General features: G+C 30.8%; 25 protein-coding genes and 1 pseudogene. 23 read left to right on the top strand and 3 right to left on the bottom strand.

The window, feature by feature from the left end:
- Window positions 1-58 precede the first annotated feature (58 nt).
- Complete coding sequence (tgt, locus tag ACI32A_RS09775; protein WP_439754873.1) at window positions 59-1279, bottom strand: tRNA guanosine(34) transglycosylase Tgt; 1221 nt, start codon at window positions 1277-1279, stop codon at window positions 59-61.
- 49 nt (window positions 1280-1328) lie between these two features.
- Here tgt and rdgB point away from each other — a divergent pair.
- The 7 genes and pseudogenes from rdgB to ACI32A_RS09740 all read left to right on the top strand — a co-directional run.
- A pseudogene (rdgB, locus tag ACI32A_RS09770) lies at window positions 1329-1895 on the top strand (RdgB/HAM1 family non-canonical purine NTP pyrophosphatase); the annotation flags it as partial.
- Window positions 1896-1919: 24 nt separating this feature from the next.
- Window positions 1920-2438 (top strand): tRNA (cytidine(34)-2'-O)-methyltransferase, encoded by a 519-nt coding sequence (locus ACI32A_RS09765; protein WP_439754874.1) that lies wholly within the window; start codon window positions 1920-1922, stop codon window positions 2436-2438.
- A complete protein-coding gene (locus ACI32A_RS09760; RefSeq protein WP_439754872.1) occupies window positions 2416-2967 on the top strand; it encodes a hypothetical protein in 552 nt (183 codons plus the stop codon). Before ACI32A_RS09765 ends, ACI32A_RS09760 begins: the two co-directional genes overlap by 23 nt.
- A 194-nt stretch (window positions 2968-3161) precedes the next feature.
- Window positions 3162-4388 (top strand): NlpC/P60 family protein, encoded by a 1227-nt coding sequence (locus ACI32A_RS09755; RefSeq protein WP_439754871.1) that lies wholly within the window; start codon window positions 3162-3164, stop codon window positions 4386-4388.
- Between the two features lie 89 nt (window positions 4389-4477).
- The gene (locus tag ACI32A_RS09750; protein ID WP_439754870.1) at window positions 4478-5674 is read left to right on the top strand and encodes an insulinase family protein; all 1197 of its coding nucleotides are present in this window, start codon (window positions 4478-4480) and stop codon (window positions 5672-5674) included.
- Window positions 5662-6924 carry an EF-P 5-aminopentanol modification-associated protein YfmH gene (gene yfmH / locus ACI32A_RS09745; protein WP_439754869.1) on the top strand — a complete coding sequence of 421 codons (1263 nt, stop codon included), beginning with the start codon at window positions 5662-5664 and terminating at the stop codon, window positions 6922-6924. The genes ACI32A_RS09750 and yfmH overlap by 13 nt, the downstream gene beginning before the upstream one ends.
- Before the next feature lie 154 nt (window positions 6925-7078).
- Complete coding sequence (locus tag ACI32A_RS09740) at window positions 7079-7390, top strand: single-stranded DNA-binding protein (RefSeq protein WP_439754868.1); 312 nt, start codon at window positions 7079-7081, stop codon at window positions 7388-7390.
- Between the two features lie 46 nt (window positions 7391-7436).
- Here ACI32A_RS09740 and rpsD read toward each other — a convergent pair whose 3' ends face one another.
- A complete protein-coding gene (gene rpsD, locus ACI32A_RS09735) occupies window positions 7437-8045 on the bottom strand; it encodes a 30S ribosomal protein S4 (RefSeq protein ID WP_439754867.1) in 609 nt (202 codons plus the stop codon).
- Window positions 8046-8306: 261 nt separating this feature from the next.
- Between rpsD and ACI32A_RS09730 the strand changes: the two genes are divergently transcribed.
- From ACI32A_RS09730 to ACI32A_RS09705, 6 genes are all read left to right on the top strand, one after another.
- On the top strand, window positions 8307-10115 hold the full coding sequence (locus ACI32A_RS09730) for a septation ring formation regulator EzrA (protein ID WP_439754866.1): 1809 nt from the start codon (window positions 8307-8309) through the stop codon (window positions 10113-10115).
- A 2-nt stretch (window positions 10116-10117) separates the two neighbouring features.
- A complete protein-coding gene (locus tag ACI32A_RS09725; protein ID WP_439754865.1) occupies window positions 10118-11248 on the top strand; it encodes a cysteine desulfurase family protein in 1131 nt (376 codons plus the stop codon).
- Window positions 11232-12422, top strand: coding sequence for a tRNA uracil 4-sulfurtransferase ThiI (gene thiI, locus ACI32A_RS09720; RefSeq protein ID WP_439754864.1), 1191 nt, complete (start codon window positions 11232-11234; stop codon window positions 12420-12422). The genes ACI32A_RS09725 and thiI overlap by 17 nt, the downstream gene beginning before the upstream one ends.
- A gap of 39 nt (window positions 12423-12461) precedes the next feature.
- On the top strand, window positions 12462-13229 hold the full coding sequence (locus ACI32A_RS09715; protein WP_439754863.1) for a methyltransferase domain-containing protein: 768 nt from the start codon (window positions 12462-12464) through the stop codon (window positions 13227-13229).
- A complete protein-coding gene (rlmD, locus tag ACI32A_RS09710; protein WP_439754862.1) occupies window positions 13226-14533 on the top strand; it encodes a 23S rRNA (uracil(1939)-C(5))-methyltransferase RlmD in 1308 nt (435 codons plus the stop codon). Before ACI32A_RS09715 ends, rlmD begins: the two co-directional genes overlap by 4 nt.
- 76 nt (window positions 14534-14609) lie before the next feature.
- The gene (locus ACI32A_RS09705) at window positions 14610-15470 is read left to right on the top strand and encodes an AraC family transcriptional regulator (RefSeq protein ID WP_439754861.1); all 861 of its coding nucleotides are present in this window, start codon (window positions 14610-14612) and stop codon (window positions 15468-15470) included.
- 36 nt (window positions 15471-15506) lie between these two features.
- Here ACI32A_RS09705 and ACI32A_RS09700 read toward each other — a convergent pair whose 3' ends face one another.
- On the bottom strand, window positions 15507-16205 hold the full coding sequence (locus tag ACI32A_RS09700; RefSeq protein ID WP_439754860.1) for a C39 family peptidase: 699 nt from the start codon (window positions 16203-16205) through the stop codon (window positions 15507-15509).
- A 236-nt stretch (window positions 16206-16441) separates the two neighbouring features.
- Here ACI32A_RS09700 and ACI32A_RS09695 point away from each other — a divergent pair, with 236 nt between their 5' ends.
- The 10 genes from ACI32A_RS09695 (at window position 16442) to ACI32A_RS09650 (ending at window position 24695) form a co-directional block, all read left to right on the top strand.
- The gene (locus tag ACI32A_RS09695; RefSeq protein WP_439754859.1) at window positions 16442-16813 is read left to right on the top strand and encodes a hypothetical protein; all 372 of its coding nucleotides are present in this window, start codon (window positions 16442-16444) and stop codon (window positions 16811-16813) included.
- Between the two features lie 89 nt (window positions 16814-16902).
- Window positions 16903-17760 carry a hypothetical protein gene (locus ACI32A_RS09690; RefSeq protein WP_439754858.1) on the top strand — a complete coding sequence of 286 codons (858 nt, stop codon included), beginning with the start codon at window positions 16903-16905 and terminating at the stop codon, window positions 17758-17760.
- A complete protein-coding gene (locus tag ACI32A_RS09685; RefSeq protein ID WP_439754857.1) occupies window positions 17753-18424 on the top strand; it encodes a response regulator transcription factor in 672 nt (223 codons plus the stop codon). The genes ACI32A_RS09690 and ACI32A_RS09685 overlap by 8 nt, the downstream gene beginning before the upstream one ends.
- Complete coding sequence (locus ACI32A_RS09680; RefSeq protein ID WP_439754856.1) at window positions 18421-19479, top strand: sensor histidine kinase; 1059 nt, start codon at window positions 18421-18423, stop codon at window positions 19477-19479. The genes ACI32A_RS09685 and ACI32A_RS09680 overlap by 4 nt, the downstream gene beginning before the upstream one ends.
- 2 nt (window positions 19480-19481) lie before the next feature.
- A complete protein-coding gene (locus ACI32A_RS09675; RefSeq protein ID WP_439754855.1) occupies window positions 19482-20003 on the top strand; it encodes a hypothetical protein in 522 nt (173 codons plus the stop codon).
- 89 nt (window positions 20004-20092) lie between these two features.
- Complete coding sequence (locus tag ACI32A_RS09670; protein WP_439754854.1) at window positions 20093-20656, top strand: hypothetical protein; 564 nt, start codon at window positions 20093-20095, stop codon at window positions 20654-20656.
- The gene (locus ACI32A_RS09665; RefSeq protein WP_439754853.1) at window positions 20653-21837 is read left to right on the top strand and encodes a hypothetical protein; all 1185 of its coding nucleotides are present in this window, start codon (window positions 20653-20655) and stop codon (window positions 21835-21837) included. The genes ACI32A_RS09670 and ACI32A_RS09665 overlap by 4 nt, the downstream gene beginning before the upstream one ends.
- Before the next feature lie 203 nt (window positions 21838-22040).
- A complete protein-coding gene (locus ACI32A_RS09660) occupies window positions 22041-22781 on the top strand; it encodes a nitroreductase family protein (RefSeq protein WP_439754852.1) in 741 nt (246 codons plus the stop codon).
- Window positions 22782-22840: 59 nt separating this feature from the next.
- Window positions 22841-23209: a BlaI/MecI/CopY family transcriptional regulator gene (locus ACI32A_RS09655; RefSeq protein ID WP_439754851.1), complete on the top strand. Its 369-nt coding sequence runs from the start codon at window positions 22841-22843 to the stop codon at window positions 23207-23209.
- Complete coding sequence (locus ACI32A_RS09650) at window positions 23202-24695, top strand: M56 family metallopeptidase (protein ID WP_439754850.1); 1494 nt, start codon at window positions 23202-23204, stop codon at window positions 24693-24695. Before ACI32A_RS09655 ends, ACI32A_RS09650 begins: the two co-directional genes overlap by 8 nt.
- Window positions 24696-24979 lie beyond the last annotated feature (284 nt).

Below are 24979 nucleotides of genomic sequence, written 5' to 3'. Positions count from 1 at the left end.
CTATTCTATCAAATAAAAAAAAGACTGTCGACTATTACTTTGTCAACAGTCTGAGCACTCATTTTTGAGTGCTTTTATAGTATGTTTTTAAGAATTTTTCTTTATATTCAAAAAATGTTCCATCTAAAATTGCTTGACGTGCTTGTTCTGTTAAACGGATGATAAAACGTAAATTGTGCATACTGGCCAATTCAAAATATTTATATTTTTCTTCTTTGTTCTGAGATTTCCATAGTTTTCTTAATTCACCTAATGTATAGCCTGCCTGACAAGTCGGACAATCACAGTTTTCATCAATTAATAAAGGCGAATCCATGAATTTTTGCAGGTTAATAACACCAGTTGGAGTATATAATTTTCCATGTCTTCCTTCTCGGGTAGGTGCTACACAATCAAATGTATCGGCTCCCATTTCAACACCATTTAAAATATCATCAGGATGAGATAAACCCAATAAGTGTTTAGGCTTGTTTTCAGGAAGTTCTTCATTGCACCAGCGTAAAATGTTAGATAAATCTTCTTTTAAAAAGGCACCACCCAATCCATAACCATCAAAATCCATTTTCGCCATTTTCTGACAAGTGCTTCTTCTCAAATCCTGCCATCGACCGCCTTGAATAACACCATATAAAGCTTGATAATATCCTAGATCCATATGATGTTTTTTATGCTCATCCAGACTTCTTTGAGCCCATCTTTCGGTTCTTGCCAGACTTTCTACGTTGTATTCATAACTATCAGCTAAAGATGTTAATTCATCATAGGCCATATGAATATCGGCTCCGATTCGACATTGAATTTGCATGGATTCCTCGGGTCCAATAAAGTCTTCCTGACCTGTAAAAGGATCGGTGAAATGAACGCCTTGTTCACAGACATGGGCCAGTCTTTCTTCTTCTTTTGTATTTTCTACATGTTGATCTTTTGACATACTCACAATTTTTCCAGAACCCGATCCAAGTGACATAACCTGAAATCCACCGGAATCGGTTAAAGTAGGACCATTCCAGTTTGAATGGCTGGCTAATCCGCCATTTTTAGCAATTTCAAAAGATTGATTGCGTAAATGATAACCATTGGATAACATGGCCTGGGCATTGATTTGTTTTAAATCTTCCATAGAAACAAAGTAAACTTTGCCAATGGTTCCTACAACCATAAAAGCAGGCGTTTTAATGTCTCCGTGGGGGGTATGAATAATACCGGCACGTCCTAAAGATCCGGGTATTTTTTTTGTGATTTCAAAAGAAAATGTATTGTTGTTTAAAAATTTTTCCATGAAAAGATTATAACACAGAAAGTCAAATTTGGTGTTATAATAATATAGTTTGAGGAGGGATAGTTTGAAAACAATTTGGATAGCGACTTCAAATCAACATAAAGTCGAAGAATTTAAAAAAATGCTTCCAGACTACAATGTGAAGTGTTTAAAAGATTTAGAACAGCCCGTTGAAATTATTGAAAACGGTACAACCTTCGAAGAAAATGCCATTGCTAAAGCCAAGTCTTTGTTTGATGTACTGCATCAGCCTGTAATCAGTGATGATTCAGGTATTGAAGTAGATGCAATGGATAAAAAACCTGGTGTATATTCGGCTCGCTGGATGGGAGAAGATACAAGCTATGTCATCAAAAACCAGGCGATAATGGATGCGGTCAAGGGGAAAGATCGAAGTGCACGTTATGTTTGTGTGATTGCGTATATTGATGATAAAGGACAAGCTCATACGTATAGAGCAACCATTGAAGGACAAATCAATGACTGTGCTATTGGTGAAAATGGATTTGGATACGATCCTATTTTCTATTATCCACCATTTCAGACAACATTAGCCAATGTCAGTGACCAGAAAAAAAATTCAGTTTCACATCGTGCAAAAGCATTGAAATTGTTTTTAAAAGATTTACATCAGCCTCGTTTGCATGTAGTTTTATTTGAACCAGAAATTCCACAAAATACAGGAAATATTATTCGTACGTGTATGGCAACCAATAGTGTTTTACATTTGATTGAACCTTTGGGTTTTAGTTTAGATGAAAAACATTTACGTCGTTCGGGAATGGATTACATAAAAGAAGCGGATATTCGCATTCATAAAAATTGGGATGCATTTGTGAAAGAAAATCCAAGTGAGAATTATTATTTTATGACGCGATATGCCAAAAAAGCACCATCTGAATTTGATTTTACAAAGTGTAAAGGTGATATTTATTTGATTTTGGGAAAAGAAAGTACGGGAATTGATAAGGGTATTTTAAAGCGGTATATGGAACGTGGAATGCGTCTTCCTATGGTTGCAAGTGCAAGGAGTTTGAATTTATCGAATTGTGCAGCCATTATAGTGTATGAAGTACTTCGTCAATTGGGTTATCCAAATTTATCTTCAACGGAACAAATAAAGGGAAGTGATTTCCTTGAAACTGTACAAATGGATTGATTTTTGTCTGGATAGTGAAACAAAAAGAAAAAGAGTATTTTGTCTGGGAATCATATTGTATTGGCTAATTCAATTGATTTGGCAATTGATGGTCTTTTTTCAGTTGATTTTGATCAGTAATTATGAATCGTTATTGAATTTTGCGTCTACTTTGGATTTGTATACAAGTTCTGTACTTTTTCGTTTTTTGATGTTTATTATTTCAAATAAGGAAATCAATATTTATATTCTTTTTCAGTTTCATTTTTTTGATGTTTTGATGTTGTTTTTAACAGGATTATATATTGTTTCATTTAAGTCTAAAAACGCTTACATTTGTTCGGGAATGTATTTAATTACGTTAAGTGTGTCAGTTCTATTGGTTTTTGTGGCATATTTTCAAGAGACTTTATTGGGTGTTATTGTTGTATTAAAGGGGCTAGGTATTTTCAATTGTATTGTAGATATATTGTTGATTTTATTCATGCTTTCTTGTGTAATTGAATTGGTGAATGCTTATAAAATAGATAGAAATGTTCATGAATTATAGACAAAAATAAAATACGTAAATTTTAATAAAATATCACATAATTTTACATAATTTATTAAAATTTGCTTAAAAATAAGGAAAATTTAAAAAAATAAAATCCCATAATTCTTTTAATTCACAAGATATAGTTTATGTGAATTTGAAATAAAAAGGGAATTTATGGTATTCTTATGGTGTTTCAGAGAGGTGATTTAATGAATTTTATCGAAAAACACAGCAAAATCTTAGCCATCGCTCTATGTGCATGTGCATGTGGACCTGTACTCTCAACAGCATATGCTTATGAAAACCAGCCTGGTTGGCATGGAGAAGGGGCAGATCGTTACTACGTTTTAGAGTCAAATCGTAAAGAAGCCACAGGTCTTACTGAAATCGATGGAGATTTATATTATTTCAACGGAAAAGGTGAAATGCAATTTGGATGGCAAAATGTTCCAAATGGAATTTATTATTTCCAGCAAGATGGGACAGCTGCTACTGGTGAAACTGTGATTCAGGGAACTTCCTATAATTTCCAGGAAGAAGGTCAATTGCTTCATGGTTGGGATGAAGAAAATGTTTCTTACTATGATGAAAAAGGATATCCTGTTACTGAATCATGGGTAGATGATGGTGGATTTAAATACTATTTTGATGAAAATGGTGATTATGCCACTGGATGGAAAGAAGTAAATGGTGAAAAATATTACTTTGCTGAAGATGGAAAAATGTCTACAGGTGAAGTAAATGTAGATGGTACAACATATTATCTTCAAGCAGATGGTACATATGTAACAGGTTGGAAACAAGTTGGTGAAGACAAATATTATCATGATGAAAATGGTAAAACTTTAACAGATTGTTCAGAAGTGATTGATGGAAAAACATATTTCTTTGATGAAACTGGTAAAATGATTACAAGTTCACAAAAAGATGGTTATACAATTGCTTCCGATGGTTCAGCTACAAAAAATGAATCTTCAAATCAAGTTGCGGATTCGACAACAAAAGCACCGGCAAATGGTTCTCAATCATCCAATAATGGTTCACAATCTTCAAATAGTGGTTCACAAGGTTCTACAAGTAAACCAAGTACACCGAGTGCACCTTCAAATCCAACGCCACCAGCAACAAGTGTCAATAATTCGGCAATTGCTAATGCTGCATTAGCACAAGTTGGAGTGAGTCAGGATTGTACAATGCTTGTCACTAATTCTTTGAAAGCTGTTGGAATTTATTTCCATGGTTGGCCTGAAGAGTATTTAAGTTTAGGTACTTTAACAAGTACTCCAGTTCCAGGTGACATTTGTGTTTATAGTGGACACGTTGCGATTTATATTGGAAATGGACAAGCCGTTCACGGTGGATGGGATGGATATACAACAGTTGTTACTTCTGTTAGTTGTTCCAATGCATTTATTGGATATGTTCATATCGGATAATTTAATGTAGTAAAAAAAGAGTTTCATACTCTTTTTTTTTGACTATTTTTAAAAAATGTTGTATAACCAAAATCTAATGAGGAAATATTATGGAATATATTAAACAAACAAAGTTTTCAGAGTCGATTGTGTCTTTTCGGTTTATTGTACCATTCGAAAAAGAAACCATTACTGCATATAATATATTGTGTTATATGTTGAAATCAAAAACAGAGGAATTTGAAAATAAACAACAAATGGCTCATGTCTTTAATAAAAACTATGGAATGAAAATGAGTGTAGGATTGAGCGTATATGGACAGTCTTTGTCTTTACAACTTCAGTTTCGCTTTATTCGAAGTGACTGGATTCAAAAAGAATCTTATGGAATGTCTTTGATTCATATTATAGATCAGTTTTTATTTCATCCTGTATTCACAATGGAAAACTTAAAAGAAAGTCAATACCTATTAAAGAATCGTATTCAAACGCAGATGGATGATCCTTTTACTTTGTCTGTTTTATCCGCTTTACAAATAATTTCAAATTCACATTCCATTTCTATTCCAACAAGTGGATACATTGAACAAGTAGATCAAGTAACGTTAAAAGACATTGAATTATTGTATAAGACATTGGATAAGCCATTGGTCTTTGCGTGTGGTACATTGGATGAGAATTTGGAATTGTATTTAAATACAATGAATCAAAGAGACACAATTTCATCAAATTATTGTCTTTTAAGTACTTTTCCATTTGTAGAAAAAAGAATTTCAAAAGATATTGAGCAATCTTATATCACAAAAGTATATGCGACACAAATGGATACTAAGGATTCTTTATATCATTCATTAGTGGTTTTAAATTCGATTTTAGGACAATCACCAGTGAATTTCTTATTTACAGAGATTCGTGAAAAACATAGTTATTGTTACTCTATTGGATCGAGTTTAATTCGCTTTGACGGGGCTTTATATGTATATTGTGGCTGTGAAAAAGAAAATATAGATGTGATTTGTGATTTAATTGATCAACAAATTCAAAGACTCATTGATATGGATTATGACGATATATATTTGGAAAATGCTAAAAAAGATGTAATTGATAATATTCAATCGAGTTTCGATACAGAGTATTCCTATATTGAACGCAGCTTTATTTCTTGTTACTTGAATTCAGATGAATCTATTGAAAAGAAAATACAGGAAATACAAAAAGTCACAAAAGAAAGTGTTTCAATATGTGCAAAAAAATTACATGCATTGAGCTTGTGTATCGTGCAGGAGGAAAGCGAATGTACAATATAAAACAAATGGAAAAGACATTGGAAAATGGCATGAAGGTCGTTCTTATTCAAAAAGAAGGATTTAAAAAATCTCTGTTTATGTGTGCATCGCCTTGTGGTGGTTTTGATATTGAACAAGAATGCAATGGAAAGAAAATCATGCATGCAACGGGATGTGCTCATTTTTTAGAACACCAGATGTTTCGCTATAATCATCAAGATGTAACAGAATTGTTCGCAAATATGCAGGCACAGACAAATGCTTTTACTTCTTATACAGAAACTTGTTATTATTTTCAGACAACAGCAGATATTTATAAGCCATTGGCTTTGCTTCTGGATTTTGTTCAGACTTTGGATATCGATGAAAAATCGGTACAAAAAGAAAAAGGAATCATTTTAAGTGAATTTGATATGTATCAGCAAAGTCCGGAACAGAGATTAATGAAAGAAACATATTGTTCGATGTACAAAAATCATCCCATTCATATAGATATTCTGGGAACGCGAAATGACATTGAAACAATGGATGTGGAAATGTTGAGTAAATTTTATGAATTGAATTATGATCCGTCTCGTTTGGTTTTAGTGGGAATTACAAGTGAAAATGTTTTGGATTGTATGTCTTTCATAGAAGATTATGAAAAAAAATATCCTTCAAAAATTTCGTGTATTCCAGTTCGTGTGATGGAAAAGGAACCAGAAAATGTTTTACGAAAAGATTTCTGTGAATATATGGATGTTTCGATTCCCTATATTTGTCTTGGATATAAATTTGATGGATGCAATACAATTGAAGAAGCTAATTTTAAAGATTTAATGGTACAAATTCGACTGGATTCTTTATTTTCAGCTATGAATCCTTCTTTTCAGTCTTGGCTTGATCAAAGGATTTTAAATCAGTTTTATGGTGCGGAATGTGATTTTAGTTGTGATCGTGGTTACATTTTATTTTATGCACAGACGACAAAAGAAAAAGAATTTATTGATGTAGTGGATTCTATTATGGATTCTTTAATAGATAAAAAAATAAGAGAAGAGGATTTTGAGGCGATTTCGAATAGTTATATTGGACAGAATTTAAGGGGATTGGATCAGTTTGATGGGTTGGCCATTGATTGGATTCGCTCTACTATTTTTCATTATGATTACTGGAACTGGTTTGATAGTATTAAATTTGCAAGTCCTTCTATGGTTTATGATTCATGCCATTCTTTGAATAAAAATCATAGAACGATTACGCGAATTTATCCAAAAGAATGTAAAAAATAAAAGAAATGGTTTTTATCCATAAAATAATATTTGTAAAAAAGTATTTTTGAGCTGTTTTAGATAAAATAGCTCGTTTTTTTTATTGGTTTGTCTTTTATATAATCAACAAGAAGGCGGTGATTGTAATGGGATTATTCTCATACCGGAGGTATATATGAATGTATTTTGTTTAGTAGGAAGTATTGAGGAGTTGCCAACTTTAAAGGAAACAACAACAGGCATTAAAACATGTAATGTCACATTAAAAGTAGAAAGACCTTTTGCGAATAGTGAAGGCGTTTATGAATATGATTTTATTCAAGTCGAGGTCTGGCGTGGTTTAGCGGAAACACTTTGTAATGTGAGCAAAATTAATGATTCCATTAGTGTAAAGGGTCGCATCTTATCTCGTAAATATGAAAAAGATGGACATGTATATAATAACTATGCTTTTGTAGCTGAAAAGATTGGCTTTATTCATGCATAAAAAAATTGGAAAGACAAATGTCTTTCCAGTTTTTTTATGTCGTTGATTAACGGTTGTAGAATTCGACAACAAGCAATTCGTTGATTTCTTGAACAGTGAATAATTCATTACGTTCAGGAATACGTACATATGTTCCTTTTTTTGCATCTTTATCCACTTCAACAAAACTAACTGTAGCAGTTGTGGCTTCTAAAGCTTCATTGATCACTTTTAAATTTTTAGAAGTTTCTTTTACTTCGATAACTTGACCAGCTTTAACTTGGAAGCTAGGAATATCTACTTTTTTACCATCGACTAAGATGTGTCCGTGGTTAACTAATTGACGAGCTGCACGACGAGTCGTCGCAAATCCCATACGATATACTAAGTTGTCTAAACGAGATTCCAACATAACCAGGAAGTTTTCACCAACAACCCCAGAACGACGACTTGCTTTTACATAAGTGTTGTGGAATTGTTTTTCACTTAATTGGTAAGTGTGACGAATACGTTGTTTTTCTTGTAATTGAATACCATAGTTAGTTAATTTTGCACGGCGACCGTTTCCGTGTTGACCTGGTGCATAGTTACGACGAGCTAATTCTTCTCCTGTTCCTAAAATAGAGAAACCTAAACGACGTGACTTTTTCCAAGTACTTCCAGTGTTTCTTGACATAATTTTCCTCCTATTGTTTGACAAAACAATAGCAGTACAAATCTTTATAAGGTGTGTTACAAATCGATATTTTCTTTCTATCAGCTTTTAGATTACTCGTATCACATTAATTTGTCTGTAACGCATTTCTCATAACTTTGTATGCTGCTATAATTTATGCCTATGTATCATAGCAAAACAGGGGTTAAAAATCAAGTAGATTTATAGTGAAACTCATCGTAACTTTTGATATAATGGGTGTGTCTGTAAAGGAGGAGCTATATGGATTCATTTTTAAAGATCGTTTCGGATATTGGTAGCGTAATAGCTAAATATTTCAATATCGCGCTAAAGTTCGCTTTGGATCATCTATCAATGGAAATGATTATTTATATATGTATTGCATTCTTGGTCTTAATCTTAGTTTTGATTTTGTCTCGAACAATTAAGCGTAAGAAAATTGAACGACGTATTAAGGATCTTGAAATTGTTATGAATGAAATTCGTAATAATACGTTAACGTTCAAATACAATAAAGCGACTGCTTTTGCTCGAAGTAATTCCGATATTCTGGAAAAAGTTCGTGCAATTGGTCCTAAATATGAAAATTGCATTGAAAGCATTCAAAGATGTGAATCTTTGTTTACTGAAGCGGATGATAAAGTGGATGCGCATAAATTGAAAAAAGCTCGTATTGCTATGGATGATTTAGATGAAATCATTGATGAAACGAAAGAAAAAATCCGTATCATTACACAGTCATTGGATTTGATTTTAATTCCTGAAAAAGAAGTAAGAGAACAATCTAATGTTGTAAAAGAACAGTTTGGAAATTTAAAAAATGTTTACCAGGCAAATCGTGGTTCTTTCTATGATGCGGGACTTTATTTCGATGCTCTTCTTCAGGAAATTGAAAATGGTTTTTCGGGATTTGAAGAATGGATGTTCGCTTCGGAATTTAATAAAGCAAAAGAAGAATTGGATAAATTATCAAAATCCATTGAACAAACGTCTTCAAGAATCGCTTCTTATCCAGGTTATTATGAAAAAGCAAAAGTAATTTTACCAAGTGCTTTAAATGAAGTAAGTGGAAATATCATTGCTGCTAAAGAAAAAGGAGTAGAAATTGATTTTTCACGTTTGGATGAAAGTGTACAAAATGCCAGTGAACAAATTGAAAACATTGTTTCTTATTTAGATAAGGGAAACGATGGTCAGGCCGCTTCTTTATTGGATCCATTAGGAGATTTCATTTTATCAATTCAAGATGATTTAGATAAGGAAATTCGTGCTTACAATGAGATTCATGGGGATTTGCAGGCAAATTTAGGTTTATTGGATGAAGTAGTTGAAGAATTAAAAGAAATTGAGTCTTTGTACTCGAATATTAAAGATCGATTTGGTTTAGAAGATTGGTCAAAACGTTTTGTGATTGCAGAAAAACAAGTTTTATCTTTGCAGCAAAAACGTAAACAAGTACAAGATATTTTATCGAATTCCGATAAATTAAGCAGTGATGTGATTCATGATTATCGCATTTATGCAGATGAAGTAAATACATTTGCGGATCAAATTAAAGCAATGAAGCAAATGTTGGTAGGAGCGAGCAGCGATGAATCGAGAGCACAAAAACAATTGATTAAATTACAATTGATTTTGAATGAAGTTCGATTAAATGCATCGGTTCGATCTCTTCCAAGTATTTCAGAACAATTTGATGAAGACATTGAAGAAGGAGAAAGATTAATTACACGTGTTCGTGATGTATTATCGCATTCTCCATTAGACATTCAAACATTGAATGCCGATCTTCAGGAAGCCATTGACTTTATTTATAAGTTATACAACAATGCCAATAATTTAATTGGAATTGCGGTTATGGTTGAAAATGCGATTGTATTTGGCAATCGTTTCAGAAGTACATATCCAGAAATGGATTCAGAATTGACTCGTGCGGAATTATGTTTCCAGAACGGGGAATATACGAAGGCTTTAAAAGTTGCGATTCAGGCAATTGAAAGCTTGCACCCTGGTATTTATGAAAAGCTGGTAGCTCGTAAGGATCCAGCAGTTATGAATACAGTGCAATAATTATGATTTATTTTGATCATTCATCAACGACCTCTGTACGCCCAGAGGTCCGTCGTGTTTATAGCCAATTGTTAGAGACTCAATATGGAAATGCTGATAGTCTTCATTCTATGGGACGAAGTGTGCATCAATTATTGGAAAAAAGTCGAGAAAATATTGCATCGATGTTGCATGTTTTGCCAACTGAAATTATTTTTACAGGGTGCGCAAGTGAATCAAATTCATTGGCAATCATTGGCTATGCACTAAAGAACAAATCGAGAGGAAATCACATTTTAGTGAGTAATGTAGAACATCCATCGGTTCAAAATGCAATGGCGTTTTTAAAAAATTTTGGGTTTGAAATAGAGTATTTGCCTATTAATTCAAGTGGCATTGTCACTGCAGATTTGGTTCAATCTAAATTGAGAAAAGATACAATTCTGGTTTCTACAATGCATGTAAACAATGAAATGGGTGCCATAAATCCAGTTGAAGAAATTAGTCAAGTAGTTCATCAACATCCTACTTGTGTATATCATGTGGATTGTGTACAAAGTTTTTCAAAAATTGATGTTCCTTTTTCTTGCATTGATTTAGCTACAATTTCAGCACATAAAATTCATGGATTAAAGGGAAGTGCTTTACTGGTTAAAAAGAAAAACATTCAATTGATGCCTTTGGTTCAAGGTGGACAACAGGAACAAGGCATTCGAGGAGGAACAGAAAATGCACCAGCGAATATTGTTTTATCCAAAACCATTCGTTTGGCTTTAGAAGAACAAAAAGAAGTGTATCAAAGAGTTTCAAAAATAAATGAATTTATTCGTATGGAATTAAATAAAATAAAGGAAGCACATATTAATTCTCCTGAAGAAGCTCTTCCTTATATTTTAAATATTTCTTTTGATCAAATCACGAGTGAAGTTTTATTAAATGCCTTGGATCAAAAAGGAATTTGTGTTTCAGCAAAGAGTACTTGTTCATCTCATCAGAGAAATTATAGCTCGACTTTGGTTGCGATGGGATATAGTGAAAAAATCGCAACGCATATGATTCGTCTTTCATTTGGAAAAGACAATACGATGCAGGAAGCTCGTATTTTTATAGATGCTTGTAAGGAGATTATAAAAGACTATGGCTTATCGTTATGATCATATTTTGATTCGATATGGGGAATTGAGTTTAAAAGGGAAAAATCGAAATAGCTTTATTAAACAATTGTATGATAATGTACGTAAAGCTTGTACTGGTTTTCCATCTTTAGAATTTGAGAAACAACACGATCGCATGTATATTTTTCTACACGATGAAGATGCAAATAAAGTATGCGAAGTTGTTTCAAAAGTATTTGGTATTTCTTCTTTGTCTTTGGCTGTGAAAGTTCCTTCTGATATAGAAGAAATCAAAAAAGCTTGTTTAGAGGTATTACCTTTAGATCAGGACAAAACATTTAAAGTAGCTGCTCGAAGAAATGATAAAACATTTCCTGTTATTTCAGATCAAATCAATCGCATTGTTGCCACAACAATTTTAAAAAATTCAAACTGGAAAGTTGATGTTCATAATCCAGATTATAAAATTGTCATTGAAATAAGACATGATGCTTCTTATATTATGACCAATAAAATTACAGGAGCCGGTGGGTATCCAGTTGGTGTGGGTGGAAAAGCAATGGTTTTATTAAGTGGAGGCATTGATTCTCCGGTTGCTAGTTTTTTAATGATGAAACGAGGAGTGCGCATTGAATGCATTCACTATGCATCGCCTCCCTATACATCCCAAAACGCACAAGATAAAGTGTTGGAATTGGCTCGTTTAATAAGTGGATATCAAGGAGAAATTCTGGTTCATGTGATTCCATTTACCAATCTTCAATTGGCAATTTATCAAAATGCACCAGAAAGCTATGCCATTACAATTATGCGTCGAATGATGATGCGAATTGCTACAGAAATGGCAAAGAAACGAAATGCATTGGCCATTGCCACCGGAGAATCCATTGGACAAGTGGCTTCACAAACTTTGGAAAGCATGAATACCATTAATGCAGTAACGAATATTCCAATTATTCGTCCGGTTGTTTGCATGGACAAAGTGGAAATCATTGATTTATCAAAGAAAATTGGAACCTATGATACTTCCATTTTGCCTTTTGAAGATTGTTGTACAATCTTTACACCAAAAAATCCGGTCACAAAGCCTCGTATTGATAAATGTGAAAAATATGAAGCAAAATGGGATTTTGAATCAATGGTGAAACAATGTGTCGATCAGGCAGAATCAATTTTGATTACACCTATATTAAAAGAAGACGAAATTTTCTAAAAGATGCATGAGCATCTTTTTTTTTGGTATACTATTTCTATGTTAAAGTGTCCAAAATGCAATGAAAAATTAATCCAAGTTAATCGCAGCTATAAATGCATTCATAATCATACTTTTGATTTATCAAAGAGTGGGTATCTTAATGTGTCTTTAAAAAACAAAAAAAATTCTGGAGACAATGAATTGATGATCAAAGCCAGAAGTTCTTTTTTAGAAATGAATTATTATGATTTTATGCGTCAATTTGTGAAAAATAAATTATCGAAAGAAGATATATTGGTAGATGCGGGTTGTGGACAAGGATATTATACAAAAGAATTTAGTCAAAATGTAAAAGAATGTTATGGATTGGATTTAAGTAAAGAAGCAATTTTATATGCATCGAAACATGATAAAAATACACTATATTTTGTAGCAAGTTTATTTGATATGCCTTTCTTTTCTAATTCCATTGATTGTGTCACATCTATTTTTGTGCCATTGGGAAAAGAAGAAATATATCGAATTTTAAAGCCAAATGGAAAATGGATTGTGGTGGGACCTGGACCTAGGCATTGTTGGGAATTAAAAGAACATTTATACGAAGTGCCTTATGAAAATAAGCTTCCATCTTGTATACAAGAAGGATTTGAAATGATTCAAAGAGACATCATTTCCAATCGAATTTTTGTACAAGATGTCTGGTCTTTACTAGAGATGACACCATATCGATATAAAACCAGCAAACAAGCATTAGAAAAATTACAACAAAGTAACGGATTTGAAGTTACGTTTGAATTTGTCGTGACAGAATGGAGAAAACTATGACTAGAGCAACAATTAAAAAATGGGGAATTAATGGAGAAGGTATTGCGTATGTGAATAAGAAATGTATTTTTATTCCTGCAACCATTCCCAATGAAGAAGTGGAATTTCATATTATAGAAGATAAAGGAAAATATGCGACAGGTCAATTGGATCGTATCATTACACAAGGAAAACATCGTCGTCATCCTTTATGTGATCAGTGGCTTTATTGTGGGGGTTGTTCTTTAATGCATGTGCAATATAAAGGACAATGTAAAATGAAAGAAGATATTTTGAAAGAGGCTTTGTATAAATATGCGCATTATAAAGGAAAAATAAATTCTATTATAAAGAATCCGACTCCATTGGCTTATCGAAATTCTTGTAAACTTCCTTTTGGAATTAAAGACGAAGAATTAAAAACAGGTATGTATGAACGAGATTCAAATCGTTTTGTAGCAATTCATCATTGTTTTACGCATTCAAAACAAATTGAACGAGTAAGAAATGAAATTGAAGAAATCTTAAAAAATGAAAAACCTTATGATAAAAAAATGAAAAGAGGCTATCGTTCTTTGATTTTAAAAGAATTTGATAATCAAATTCAAGTGATATTTGTGACAGGAAATAATGCAGTTCTTTCTCGAATTGTAGAAGCTGTTTCTAATATTGAAGGGGTTGTATCGATTTGGCAAAGTATAAAAACAGATATGAATCCAGATGTATTTGGTTTGGAAATGATTCATTTATATGGAAAAGAAACAATTTCTTTACAGTTAAATGATTTTACAATGTCTTTATTACCCAAATCTTTTTTTCAATTAAATACAAAACAAGCCATACAAATGTATGAATACATTCGTGATATTACACCAAAATCTAATTGCATAGTGGAAGCCTATAGTGGAATTGGTGCCATTAGTTTATTTGTGCATCATAAAGCAAAAAAAGTTATTGGCATTGAATTTGTTAAGGATGCAGTTGAAAATGCAAAGGAAAATGCCAGACAAAATAAAATAGATAATGTTTCTTTTATTCAGGGAGATGCAGGAAAGGTATTGGATTCCATCAAACAAAGAGTTGATACATTAATTGTGGATCCACCAAGAACGGGACTAGATACGAAAATGAAACAATGTATTATTCATTCAAATATTAAAAACATTATTTATGTATCATGTAATCCAAGTACTTTAGCCAAAGACTTAAATGATTTAAAATCTTATCAAATTCAAAGTATACAACCATTTGACATGTTTTCTCAAACCAATCATTGTGAGTGCGTGGTATTAATGTCAAAGAAAAAAGTTAAATGTGACAAATAAAGACAGAAAATGTCAGGAATGCATAATGTTTATGAGATAAAATGGCTTCACAGTAGGAAAAAGGAGAATAAAAAGTATGGAATGGATGGCAATTATTGGAAATTCAATTCAGTTTATTGAAGAACATATTACTGAAAATATTTCGGTAGAGGATATCGCAAAAGAAGCAGGTGTTTCATCTTTTTATTTCCAAAAAGGTTTTTCAATGCTTTGTGGATTTAGTGTAAGTGAATATATTCGCAATAGAAGACTGGCTCTTGCAGGAAATGATTTATTGATTACAGATGAAAAAATCATAGACATTGCCTTAAAATATGGATATGAATCACCAGATAGTTTTGCGAAAGCTTTTAGTCGATTCCATGGTTTATCACCATCTTCTGTACGCAAAGACGAAGTTCTTTTAAAAACCTTTGCTCCGCTGAAAATCAAAATAACATGTGAAGGAGGCTATATCATGGACTACAAAATTGTAAAGAAAGATGCTTTTACTGTAATTGCCAATGCGAAAACATTTTCTTATGAAAAAGCTAAGGAAGAGGTTCCACAATTTTGGCAAGAACACTTTCAAACGGGAATGGGACAATATATTTGTGGAGAACTCGGGATTAATATGGATCTTGAAATGGGACAGGAAAGTTTTGAGTATTTGATTGCGGATTTCTATGATTCACAAAAAGAAGTTTCAGAAAATCTTGTGATTAAAACGATTCCGTCTTTTGATTGGGCTATATTTCCTTGTAAAGGAGCTATGCCAGATGCTTTACAGGAAGTAAACACCAAAATATATACAGAATGGTTACCGGCTTTAAAAGATTATGAATTTGCGGCGGGGTATTGTATAGAATATTATGATAATCCTGCAAAATATGAAAAAGGCACACAGGATGAGAATTATTATTGTGAAATTTGGATTCCTGTAAAGAAAAAACAATAAGAAAATAAACCACATGGCTTTGTCGTGTGGTCTTTTTTAATCTATATGATAAATGACATCAATAGGAACTTCTTGAATTGAATCAAGATACGAAACAATAATTCCGATACGCTTTGATTGTCCTTCTACATTATCATGCCAGCGTAAAATAAATTCTTCTTCTGTAAGATAGGTATAACTACCAGAAGTTGATGAATCCATAAAATAGTAGATATAATTATTTATTTCATTTTTTTGATATCCAATTAATACAACATAATGACCATCGTCTTCACTTTTCGATTCATAATTGGCATCGTCTTTCCAAGCTTGAATTGCACAAATAACAGGAGAATCATTGTCAAGACTTGTTCTTAATTTTATGAGCAAGTCATCTATATTTGAATTATATTCTTCATTTATAATCTCGGTTTTAATCACTTGTTTATCCAAATTACCTTCCATACGAACCGAATCTAAATAGTTTGCGATATTTTCATAATTTGTTCCATTTTCGGGTGTTGCCTTTAATTGAAGGAAAAGACGATCTTCTCTAGTATCAAAATCATAGCCAGAATAGCGTAAAACAGATGAAACACAAGAAACGCCACATGTAAAATTATGGCTTTGTCGATATAATGGTAATTTAATGAGTTTGGATTCTTTATTGGTTTTATCAAATTCTATTGAGTAAACATCATAATCATAAAACTCATTTCCTTGTGCATCGACTTCATTTAAATAATAATTTTTCATTTGATTTCGATATTGTAATCAGGATGAATATAGAAATAGCGAATAAAAGAATTATAGGAATAAATTTTTTGTTTGTTTTCATTTTTAAATTCCTTTCATAAAAATAAATAACCATTAATATTATTCTGTTATTATTTTGTGATATAAAGATAATATTTTAATAAATCACAAACAATTTTAAAGCAATTAATAAACAAAAAAAGAATAGTATATCTACGTATTAAGGAGAAAGAAATATGTCAAAGAAAAATTTTGTATCTTTAATTTTAGGAACAATGGGACTTGTATTATTTGCTTTAGGAATGTGTATGGCCATGATACCTGAATGGAATACATTTAAACCAGGAATTGTAATGGGATGCATAGGAATTGTTGTTTTACTCATTATGTTGATGGTTCGACGAAAAATGGAAGGAAAACCAATTATGATTCAAATGAGTATAAAAACCATTGGAACGATTTTATTAGGAATCATTGGAGCTCTTGTTTTAGGAATTGGAATGTGTTTAGTCATGGTTTGGGGAAATATCATTCAAGGTATTATCGTTGGATTGATTGGAATTGTTTTATTGATTTGTTTGATTCCATTGTTAAAAGGAATTCATTAGAAGTTGCAGATGCAACTTTTTTCTTTTATTAACAATTTAGAAACAATTCGAAAACAAATACAAAACAAGGAATATGTATTCTATATAAGATGAAAAAAATTATATTTCCAAATATATGGATTGTTCTATGTATCGTTCCTGTCTCGACAATTTTATTAATATATACATTTTCAATTGGAGAAAAAGAAAGTCTGCCGGCATATATTTCCTATATTTGTTCTGCTTATTCTTTAATTATTGTTTGTGCAAGAATTTCAACGATTTCCATTTCAAATTTGAAAAATAAAATACATCAAAATAAAATAATACATAGATACTTAATTGATACTTCGTTTCAAGTTCATATTTCTTTATTGAGTTCAACATGTATTAATTTTGTATTTGCGATTTTAAAATTAATTTATGGAATAAAAGATCAATCCATTTGGTTTGGAACATTAGCTGTTTATTATATAACATTGACAACGATGCGTTGTATATTATTGTGGCATGTAAATAAAAATGAAATTGGTTCTAATTTAAAACTGGAATATAAACAATATCGAAATTGTGGAATCATTTTATTATTGATGAACATTGCTTTAAGTGGAATCGTTATTTTAATGATTCGAAAAAATGAAAGTTTTCAATATCCGGGTTATTTAATATATGTTGTTGCTTTATATGCTTTTTACAATGTCATTACAGCCATAAAGAATGTTATACAATATAGAAAATATAAAAGCCCAGTATTATCGGCTGCCAAAATAATTAACTTAGTAAGTGCTCTTGTATCCATGCTTTCATTAGAAACAGCTATGATTATGCAGTTTGGACAACAACGAAATAGTGAATTTCGTAGAATGATGACTTCTTTAACAGGAAGTACAATCTGTGTTTTAGTTTTGGTGATTGCCATTTATATGATTTTTCATGGAACAAATAAAAGGAGAAGAATAAATGATTAAAATTATAGTTGTAGAAGATGACATGAAATTAAATCAAACTGTTTGTACATATTTAAACGACAGTGGCTTTTACGCAAAGGGATGTTTAAATGCCAACGATGCCTATGATGAAATGTATAATAATCTTTATGATTTAATTATTTCAGATATTATGATGCCTCAAATTAATGGATTTGAATTTGCGCAATCCGTTCGAAAAGTAAATAAACATATTCCTATTTTGTTTATGTCTGCTAAAGATGATCTTCCTTCCAAACAAAAAGGATTTATGCTGGGAATTGATGATTATATGGTAAAACCAGTTGAATTGGATGAACTCTTATTAAGAGTAAGAGCTTTATTGAGAAGAGCAAATATTGAGATGAATCGAAAAATTGAAGTTGGAAATTTAACATTGGATGTGGATGCAGTAGAAGCTAGAATCAATGGAGAAGATATTGCTGTTACAACAAGAGAATTTAATATTCTTTATAAATTGCTTTCCTATCCTAACAAAACATTTTCACGTGGACAATTAATGGATGAATTCTGGGGCATAGAATCGGAAACGAGCCTTAGGGCTGTGGATATTTATATTGCGAAGCTTAGAGATAAATTTTCACAGTGTGATGGTTTTGTGATTAAAACGGTTCGTGGATTAGGTTATAAGGCGGTATTAAAATGAAACGAATTAATATAAAAACAGATAAACGCTTTCCTGTTTCCATTTTTTTTGTGTTTTTTTTCATTTTATTATTAATGTCTGGCTTTCATACAGGTATTGTTGTTTTATCGAATGATAGACAATGGACATTTTATCTTCAAATTGGTCTTCCGCTTTTATATTGGGGATTAGTGGCTGTCGGAATGACAGTTTTTACACGCTATATGGTTTATGAAAACTATGAAAAACCAGTTTTGGAATTACGAAAAGCTTTCGCAAAAGTAATTAACGGTGATTTTTCAGTTTATGTGGCACCGTATCACATAATTGGTCAACAAGATTATTTAGATGCCATGATATTAGATTTTAATAAAATGGTGGAAGAATTAGGAAGTATTGAAGTATTAAAAACAGATTTCTTTTCGAATGTTTCCCATGAAATTAAAACACCACTAGCAGTCATTCAAAATACTGCGGAATTACTTCAAAAAGAAGTATTAACGGAAGAAAAACGAAAAGAATGTACAAAAACGATTTTACAGGCAAGTCGACGCTTGTCAAATTTGATTACGAATATGTTGAAATTAAATAAATTGGAGAAACAATCGATTAAACCAGCCCCTCAAAAATTTGATGTTTGTGCACAACTATGTGAATGTGCTCTTTTATTTGAAAATCAATGGGAGAAAAAAGAAATTGAATTTGAAGCTGATTTAGAAGATCATGCTTATGTGAAAGCCGATGAAGAATTATTATCTTTGGTATGGAATAATTTATTATCCAATGCCATTAAATTTACACCCAATGGCGGACATGTAACATTAAAACAAGAAACAAATGAAAAAAATGTGATTGTATCAATTTGTGATACAGGTTGTGGAATGGATGAAAAAACACAAAAAAAGATATTTGAAAAATTTTATCAAGGAGATTCATCCCATAGTTCAGAAGGCAATGGCTTAGGATTGGCTCTAGTTAAACGTATTTTAGAATTATCGGAAGCATCGATTTTAGTTGAAAGTGAAGTTGGAAAAGGAAGTATATTTATTGTTAGTCTTCCTGCTGTTGAGGAATAAAAATGAATCGAGAAGAGAATTATATTGGTTATGAATATAAAGAAATCACTATAAAAACGAAAAATGCTTCTTTTTATCTGGATTGTTACGAAAGCTTTGGATGGAAACTAGACGATAATTTGTCTATCAAAGAAAATCAAGACAATACAATATTGTGTTTAAAAAGAAATCGAAAAATTATTAATAAAATGGAATTAACCAGACTTCAAAATAATTTTGAAGCCTGTGCCCAGGAAATAAAACAATTGGAGAATTCAAAAACAAATTCAGCCACAGCTATTTCTTTGATTATAGGAATGATAGGAACTATTTTTATGGCAGGGTCCACTTTTGCCATTGTTCATGAACCACCAATTATCTGGTTATGTATACTTTTAGCTATTCCGGGTTTTATGGGATGGATTGTGCCTTATTTTTTATATAAAACAATTGTACAAAAAAAATCAAAAGAAATTCAGAAACACATTGATGCCAAATACGATGAAATCTATGAAATCTGTAAAAAAGGATATTCTTTGTTATGAATATCTTTTTTTATAAAACAGAAACAAAAAATAAATTTTTCAACAAAAAACAAATGATACTGTTTTATAAAAGAAAGCAGGAAAAACCCATGAAATCAATTTATATTTTACTCACAAAATCTGATACCTACGTATCAAAAGCCATAAAATTTGTCACAAAAGATACCTATACCCATGCTTCTATTTCCTTTGAAAAAAATCTGCAACCACTTTATAGTTTTTCGAGAAAATATGTAAATTTACCTTTACCTGCAGGACTAAGAATTGAACCCTTAACAGCTGGGTTTTATAAAAAATATAAAGAAATACCATGTGCGTTATATGAACTAAAAGTAGAAGAAAATGTATATCAAAATGCTAAAGAAGAAGTAGAAACCATGATGAAAACATCTAATACATATCATTTTAATTTACTTGGATTGTTTTTATGTAAGTTGAATATTCCATTTCATCGTGAAAAATGTTATTTTTGTTCAGAATTTGTCAGTGAAATTTTAAGCCGAAACAAAGCTCTTCTTCTACCTAAAGAACCATCTTGTATGCGACCCAATGATTATACAAAATTTTCAGAGTTGTCTTGTCAGTTTGAAGGACGTCTACAATTTCTAATTCAAAAAATTCAATCTTCACTATATATAAAGGAATCATTATGAAAATAGAAATTGATCATACAGGAATCATACATTGTGCAACATTAAATTCAAATTATTCGAATATATTTAGACTATCGGTTACATTGATAGATCCAATTCTTCCAGAAAAACTTCAAATCGCATTAAATCAAATTGTTTCAGATTATCCAACCATTGTCGCAAGAATTCAAAAAAATTATGTTTTATCTGTTCAAGATATTCAAGTTCAATTTGATGAGGCAATTTTAAAACCAATGACAATCAAAGAAATTGAAACATGTGCGATTCGAATTTTATATAAAGGTAATCAAATATCAGTTGAATTTTTTCATGCAATTACAGATGGTTATGGAGGACTTGAATTTATTAAGGCATTAATACTTTCTTATATACATGTTGTATATGAAATTAAATATTATAAAAGAAAATATAATGAAAAAGAATTTGAGGATAGTTATCTAAAATATGCCAATCACACGAAGTATAAACGAAAATTCATGCACTCTTTTCAAATACCATGGGATAAAAAATTAAAAAAAGTAAAAGTAACTTCTTTTATGGTAGAAACAAATCAAATTCTAGAAAAAGCTCATGAATATCAAGTGACAATGACAACTTTTTTAACAGCTCTTTTAATTCAATCTATTTTAGAATTCGAATGTATTCAAAAACCAATTCAAATTATGGTTTCTATTGATTTAAGAAAAAAATTTGAAAGTAAAAGTCTTAGAAATTTTTCTTTATATGCCCTTGTTTGTGTTCAACCAGGTCATTATTCCTTTGAAGAATTAATTTACAAAATTCAAAATCAATTGAATATGCAATATCAAAAAGAATACTTACAAGCTATGATTTCATCAAATGTTTGTTTAGAACAAAATCCATTCGTCAAAAAGATTCCATATAAAATCAAATTAAAAACAATGAAAGGAATCTTTCGATTGCTGGAATCTAAAAATTCAACGATGACTCTTACAAACCTAGGAAAAATTGATATGGATTCAGTGGCTATGCCATATGTACAAAAAATCGAAGGTTTATTGAGTCCAAGAATATTTGCAGGAAATGATTCTAAACGGTCACCTTATAATTTTGTGATTTCTTCGTTTAAAGAACATACTATTTTGAATTTTAGTCGAATGAATCAGAAACCCACTCTAGAAATTATTTTTTTCAAGAAATTGAAAGAACAAATTTCATAAAATTAAAACATTATTTATGTATTTCATAAATATTTGATTTGTATTATAACAATGAAAGGAGACAGAATATGGGAAAATGGATATTAGTTGTTGGAGTTACTGATGCTGTTTTAGTTGGTGGAGCCATTATTCCAAAAAATAAATAATTAAAAAAAGTAATCAGATGCATTGATTACTTTTTTTAAATATAAGAAAATTTGAATATGGATTATTATACACAAATTTTTAAGCGAAAATCTTTTCATATTTTTAGAGATATTGAAATGATTTCAAATGAAGAAAAACAAGAAATTGAACATCACATCCAATCTATTCAGTCTCTTTATCCTTTTATTCAAACAAAAATTGAAATTGTGGAAGAAGAAAAAACAACTTGTAAAAGAGGAGGACAATATTGTTTATTGTTTTATAGCGAAGTGAAAGAAGGATATTTAGCGAATATTGGATATTTAGGCGAACAAATGGATTTATATCTTTGTTCAAAAAATATAGGAACTCTATGGTTTGGTATAGGAAAACCAGAAGAACTAACAAAAGATTCATTAGATTTTGTGATTATGATGTGTATTGCCAAAATGCCGGAAGCTTCTTTTCGAAAAGATATGTTTAAAGCCAAAAGAAAATCATTAGAAGAAATATGGAAAGGAGATATATTAGGAATTTCTAACATTGTTCGATTTAGTCCCAGTGCCTGTAATACACAGCCTTGGATTGTAGAAAATAAAGGACAGGAATTATGGGTTTATCGATATAAGAAGCCAGGAAAAAGAGGGATTATGCCAATTCATAAGGTAAGTTACTATAATAAAATTGATATAGGTATTTTTTTGTTTATATTGGAAACTTGTCTAAAACACGATCAAATGAATTTTAATCGTATTTTATTTGAAGATGCATTTGATGAAGAAAAAACATTGGTTGCTAAATATCATTTGATGGATTGATTTTGTTTGTCTAATGGTGTAGACTGAAATCGTCTAATATAGTAGACAGGAGAAAAAGTATGGAAAAAATACATGAAAGTGAATATCGGTTTTGTTTAATTTTATGGGAACATGAGCCTCTTTCTTCGCCTGAACTAGTAAAGTTGTGTCAAAATCAATTGGGATGGAAACGAACGACAACTTATACAGTTATCAAGCGATTAAGTGAAAGAGGAATTATTCAAAATAATAATGGTTTGATTTCTTCTTTGGTTTCTAAGCAACAAGCCCAAACTTATGAAATTGATGAACTTGTTGAAAAGAAATTTGAAGGTTCTTTTCCTTCATTTGTAGCCACTTTTACTAAACATCAAAAGCTTTCAAAAAAAGACTTAGATGAAATTCAGAAAATGATTGATAATATTCGTAAAGGACAAGACTATGACTAAGATTTTTATAAGTGTTGTCAATATGAGTATTGCGGCTAGTTACTTGATTTTAATGGTTTTTCTGGTTCGATTTCTATTTAAAAAAATACCGAAATGGATTCGAATCATTTTATGGGGTTTTGTATTTCTTCGTTTAATTTTTCCTTTTTCTATAGAAAGTGTTTTTAGTTTAATTCCTAGTGAACAAACTATCCCCATAAATATTGAAATGGATGCAACACCTTCTATTGAAAGTGGAATAGATGGTTTGAATCAAATGATCAATCCAATCATTTCAAATTCTTTTACACCGGAACCACTTTCAAGTGCAAATCCTTTACAAATTTGGTTGTTAGGTTTATCAATTCTTTGGATTATAGGTATTATTATTTTATTGGTTTATACTTTATGGAGTACATTTCATTTGTTTCAAAAAATAAAAACTTCAATCTTATTGAAAGAAAATATTTATCAAAGTGAAAATATTCAAACGCCATTTGTTTTTGGAATCTTACATCCTAAAATTTATATTCCTTTTTCTTTTGAAAATGAATATGTTATTGCGCATGAACAAACCCATATTCAACGAAAAGATAATATACTCAAACCACTTGGATTTTTGATTACAATTCTTCATTGGATGAATCCATTTGTATGGTTGGCTTATCATTTGTTTTGTAAAGATATTGAATATGCTTGTGATGAAAAAGTGATTTCGGATTTGAATAGTATTCAAAGAGCTGAGTATTCACAGGCACTTGTTTCATGTAGTATTCAACAAAAAACAGGAGTTTGTCCATTAGCTTTTAATGAAGGAAATGTGAAAGGTAGAGTGAAATCGATACTATATTACGAAAAACCAAATATTTTAATATTTATTATTTCTTTTCTAATATGTGCAATCACTTCTCTTTGTTTCTTAACAAATGCAAAAAAAGAAAGCTATGAATTGATGATTCAGAATAATAAAGAATCCTATGTTTATGCGAATGAAGAAATTGTGCCAACACGAAATCAAATTGAAGTTTCTAGTAATATATATTATGGACAAACAGAAATTTGTTTAAAAGATGTTAAATTAAATGCAATCATTGACTCAAAAATATTAACACCTGCACAATCCGTTTATTTTAAAGTAAAAAAAGGAAATATTTATCAAATTGGTGCAAAAGTTAATGCAGATGAAAGTCAAGTAACATCTATTCAGGTCAACCACGTAAATGTACAAATTACAGAGTCAATTCCTTATATAGGAGATGCTTCTGCTGTAAATCAAATTGCCCATATTCTTCCATTATCAGAAGGATATACATATGCTTATATGGAACTGCAAACAGATACAGAACCTTATGAGTGGATAGTATATGTAAATGGAAATGGACAAAAGAATTTTGAAAAGTGCAGTGATTTAGCTTTTGAAAGAATAGATAATTGTGGGATATTTACAATTAAAGATGCGCAAAATAATGATATTTTATATACTGCCAGAAAAGAAGAAACCAAATAATTTTTATCACAAACGTCCAGTCTTATGAGACTTGTTTTTAAAATGTCATATATTTGTCATATTTAATAAATGTAAAAATAATCAATTAATGTGTAATAAATAACCAAAATTTTAATTTCTAAATATGATAAGATGAAAGTACTAAACAGACAGAAAAACTGCGGCATACTTACAACTTTAAAATATTATATGAGGGCAAAAAATATTATAAGAAAAGGAGAATTCAACTATGAATCAGGTAAGTGTATGCCCGCGGCAAATCAAGAATATCTAGAAATTATTGA

It is taken from the genome of Floccifex sp. (genome assembly GCF_051873555.1).
In the GTDB taxonomy this organism is placed as follows: Bacteria; Bacillota_I; Bacilli_A; order Erysipelotrichales; family Erysipelotrichaceae; genus Floccifex.
This window is presented reverse-complemented; position numbering and strand designations above follow the sequence as displayed.

What these genes read in the sequence shown, in the direction of transcription:
- tgt (WP_439754873.1), bottom strand. Translation starts at nt 1,279, where the DNA reads ATGGAAAAATTTTTAAACAACAATACATTTTCTTTTGAAATCACAAAA.
- ACI32A_RS09755 (WP_439754871.1), top strand. Translation starts at nt 3,162, where the DNA reads ATGAATTTTATCGAAAAACACAGCAAAATCTTAGCCATCGCTCTATGT.
- ACI32A_RS09750 (WP_439754870.1), top strand. Translation starts at nt 4,478, where the DNA reads ATGGAATATATTAAACAAACAAAGTTTTCAGAGTCGATTGTGTCTTTT.
- yfmH (WP_439754869.1), top strand. Translation starts at nt 5,662, where the DNA reads ATGTACAATATAAAACAAATGGAAAAGACATTGGAAAATGGCATGAAG.
- ACI32A_RS09740 (WP_439754868.1), top strand. Translation starts at nt 7,079, where the DNA reads ATGAATGTATTTTGTTTAGTAGGAAGTATTGAGGAGTTGCCAACTTTA.
- rpsD (WP_439754867.1), bottom strand. Translation starts at nt 8,045, where the DNA reads ATGTCAAGAAACACTGGAAGTACTTGGAAAAAGTCACGTCGTTTAGGT.
- ACI32A_RS09730 (WP_439754866.1), top strand. Translation starts at nt 8,307, where the DNA reads ATGGATTCATTTTTAAAGATCGTTTCGGATATTGGTAGCGTAATAGCT.
- ACI32A_RS09725 (WP_439754865.1), top strand. Translation starts at nt 10,118, where the DNA reads ATGATTTATTTTGATCATTCATCAACGACCTCTGTACGCCCAGAGGTC.
- thiI (WP_439754864.1), top strand. Translation starts at nt 11,232, where the DNA reads ATGGCTTATCGTTATGATCATATTTTGATTCGATATGGGGAATTGAGT.
- ACI32A_RS09715 (WP_439754863.1), top strand. Translation starts at nt 12,462, where the DNA reads ATGTTAAAGTGTCCAAAATGCAATGAAAAATTAATCCAAGTTAATCGC.
- rlmD (WP_439754862.1), top strand. Translation starts at nt 13,226, where the DNA reads ATGACTAGAGCAACAATTAAAAAATGGGGAATTAATGGAGAAGGTATT.
- ACI32A_RS09705 (WP_439754861.1), top strand. Translation starts at nt 14,610, where the DNA reads ATGGAATGGATGGCAATTATTGGAAATTCAATTCAGTTTATTGAAGAA.
- ACI32A_RS09700 (WP_439754860.1), bottom strand. Translation starts at nt 16,205, where the DNA reads ATGAAAAATTATTATTTAAATGAAGTCGATGCACAAGGAAATGAGTTT.
- ACI32A_RS09695 (WP_439754859.1), top strand. Translation starts at nt 16,442, where the DNA reads ATGTCAAAGAAAAATTTTGTATCTTTAATTTTAGGAACAATGGGACTT.
- ACI32A_RS09690 (WP_439754858.1), top strand. Translation starts at nt 16,903, where the DNA reads ATGAAAAAAATTATATTTCCAAATATATGGATTGTTCTATGTATCGTT.
- ACI32A_RS09685 (WP_439754857.1), top strand. Translation starts at nt 17,753, where the DNA reads ATGATTAAAATTATAGTTGTAGAAGATGACATGAAATTAAATCAAACT.
- ACI32A_RS09680 (WP_439754856.1), top strand. Translation starts at nt 18,421, where the DNA reads ATGAAACGAATTAATATAAAAACAGATAAACGCTTTCCTGTTTCCATT.
- ACI32A_RS09675 (WP_439754855.1), top strand. Translation starts at nt 19,482, where the DNA reads ATGAATCGAGAAGAGAATTATATTGGTTATGAATATAAAGAAATCACT.
- ACI32A_RS09670 (WP_439754854.1), top strand. Translation starts at nt 20,093, where the DNA reads ATGAAATCAATTTATATTTTACTCACAAAATCTGATACCTACGTATCA.
- ACI32A_RS09665 (WP_439754853.1), top strand. Translation starts at nt 20,653, where the DNA reads ATGAAAATAGAAATTGATCATACAGGAATCATACATTGTGCAACATTA.
- ACI32A_RS09660 (WP_439754852.1), top strand. Translation starts at nt 22,041, where the DNA reads ATGGATTATTATACACAAATTTTTAAGCGAAAATCTTTTCATATTTTT.
- ACI32A_RS09655 (WP_439754851.1), top strand. Translation starts at nt 22,841, where the DNA reads ATGGAAAAAATACATGAAAGTGAATATCGGTTTTGTTTAATTTTATGG.
- ACI32A_RS09650 (WP_439754850.1), top strand. Translation starts at nt 23,202, where the DNA reads ATGACTAAGATTTTTATAAGTGTTGTCAATATGAGTATTGCGGCTAGT.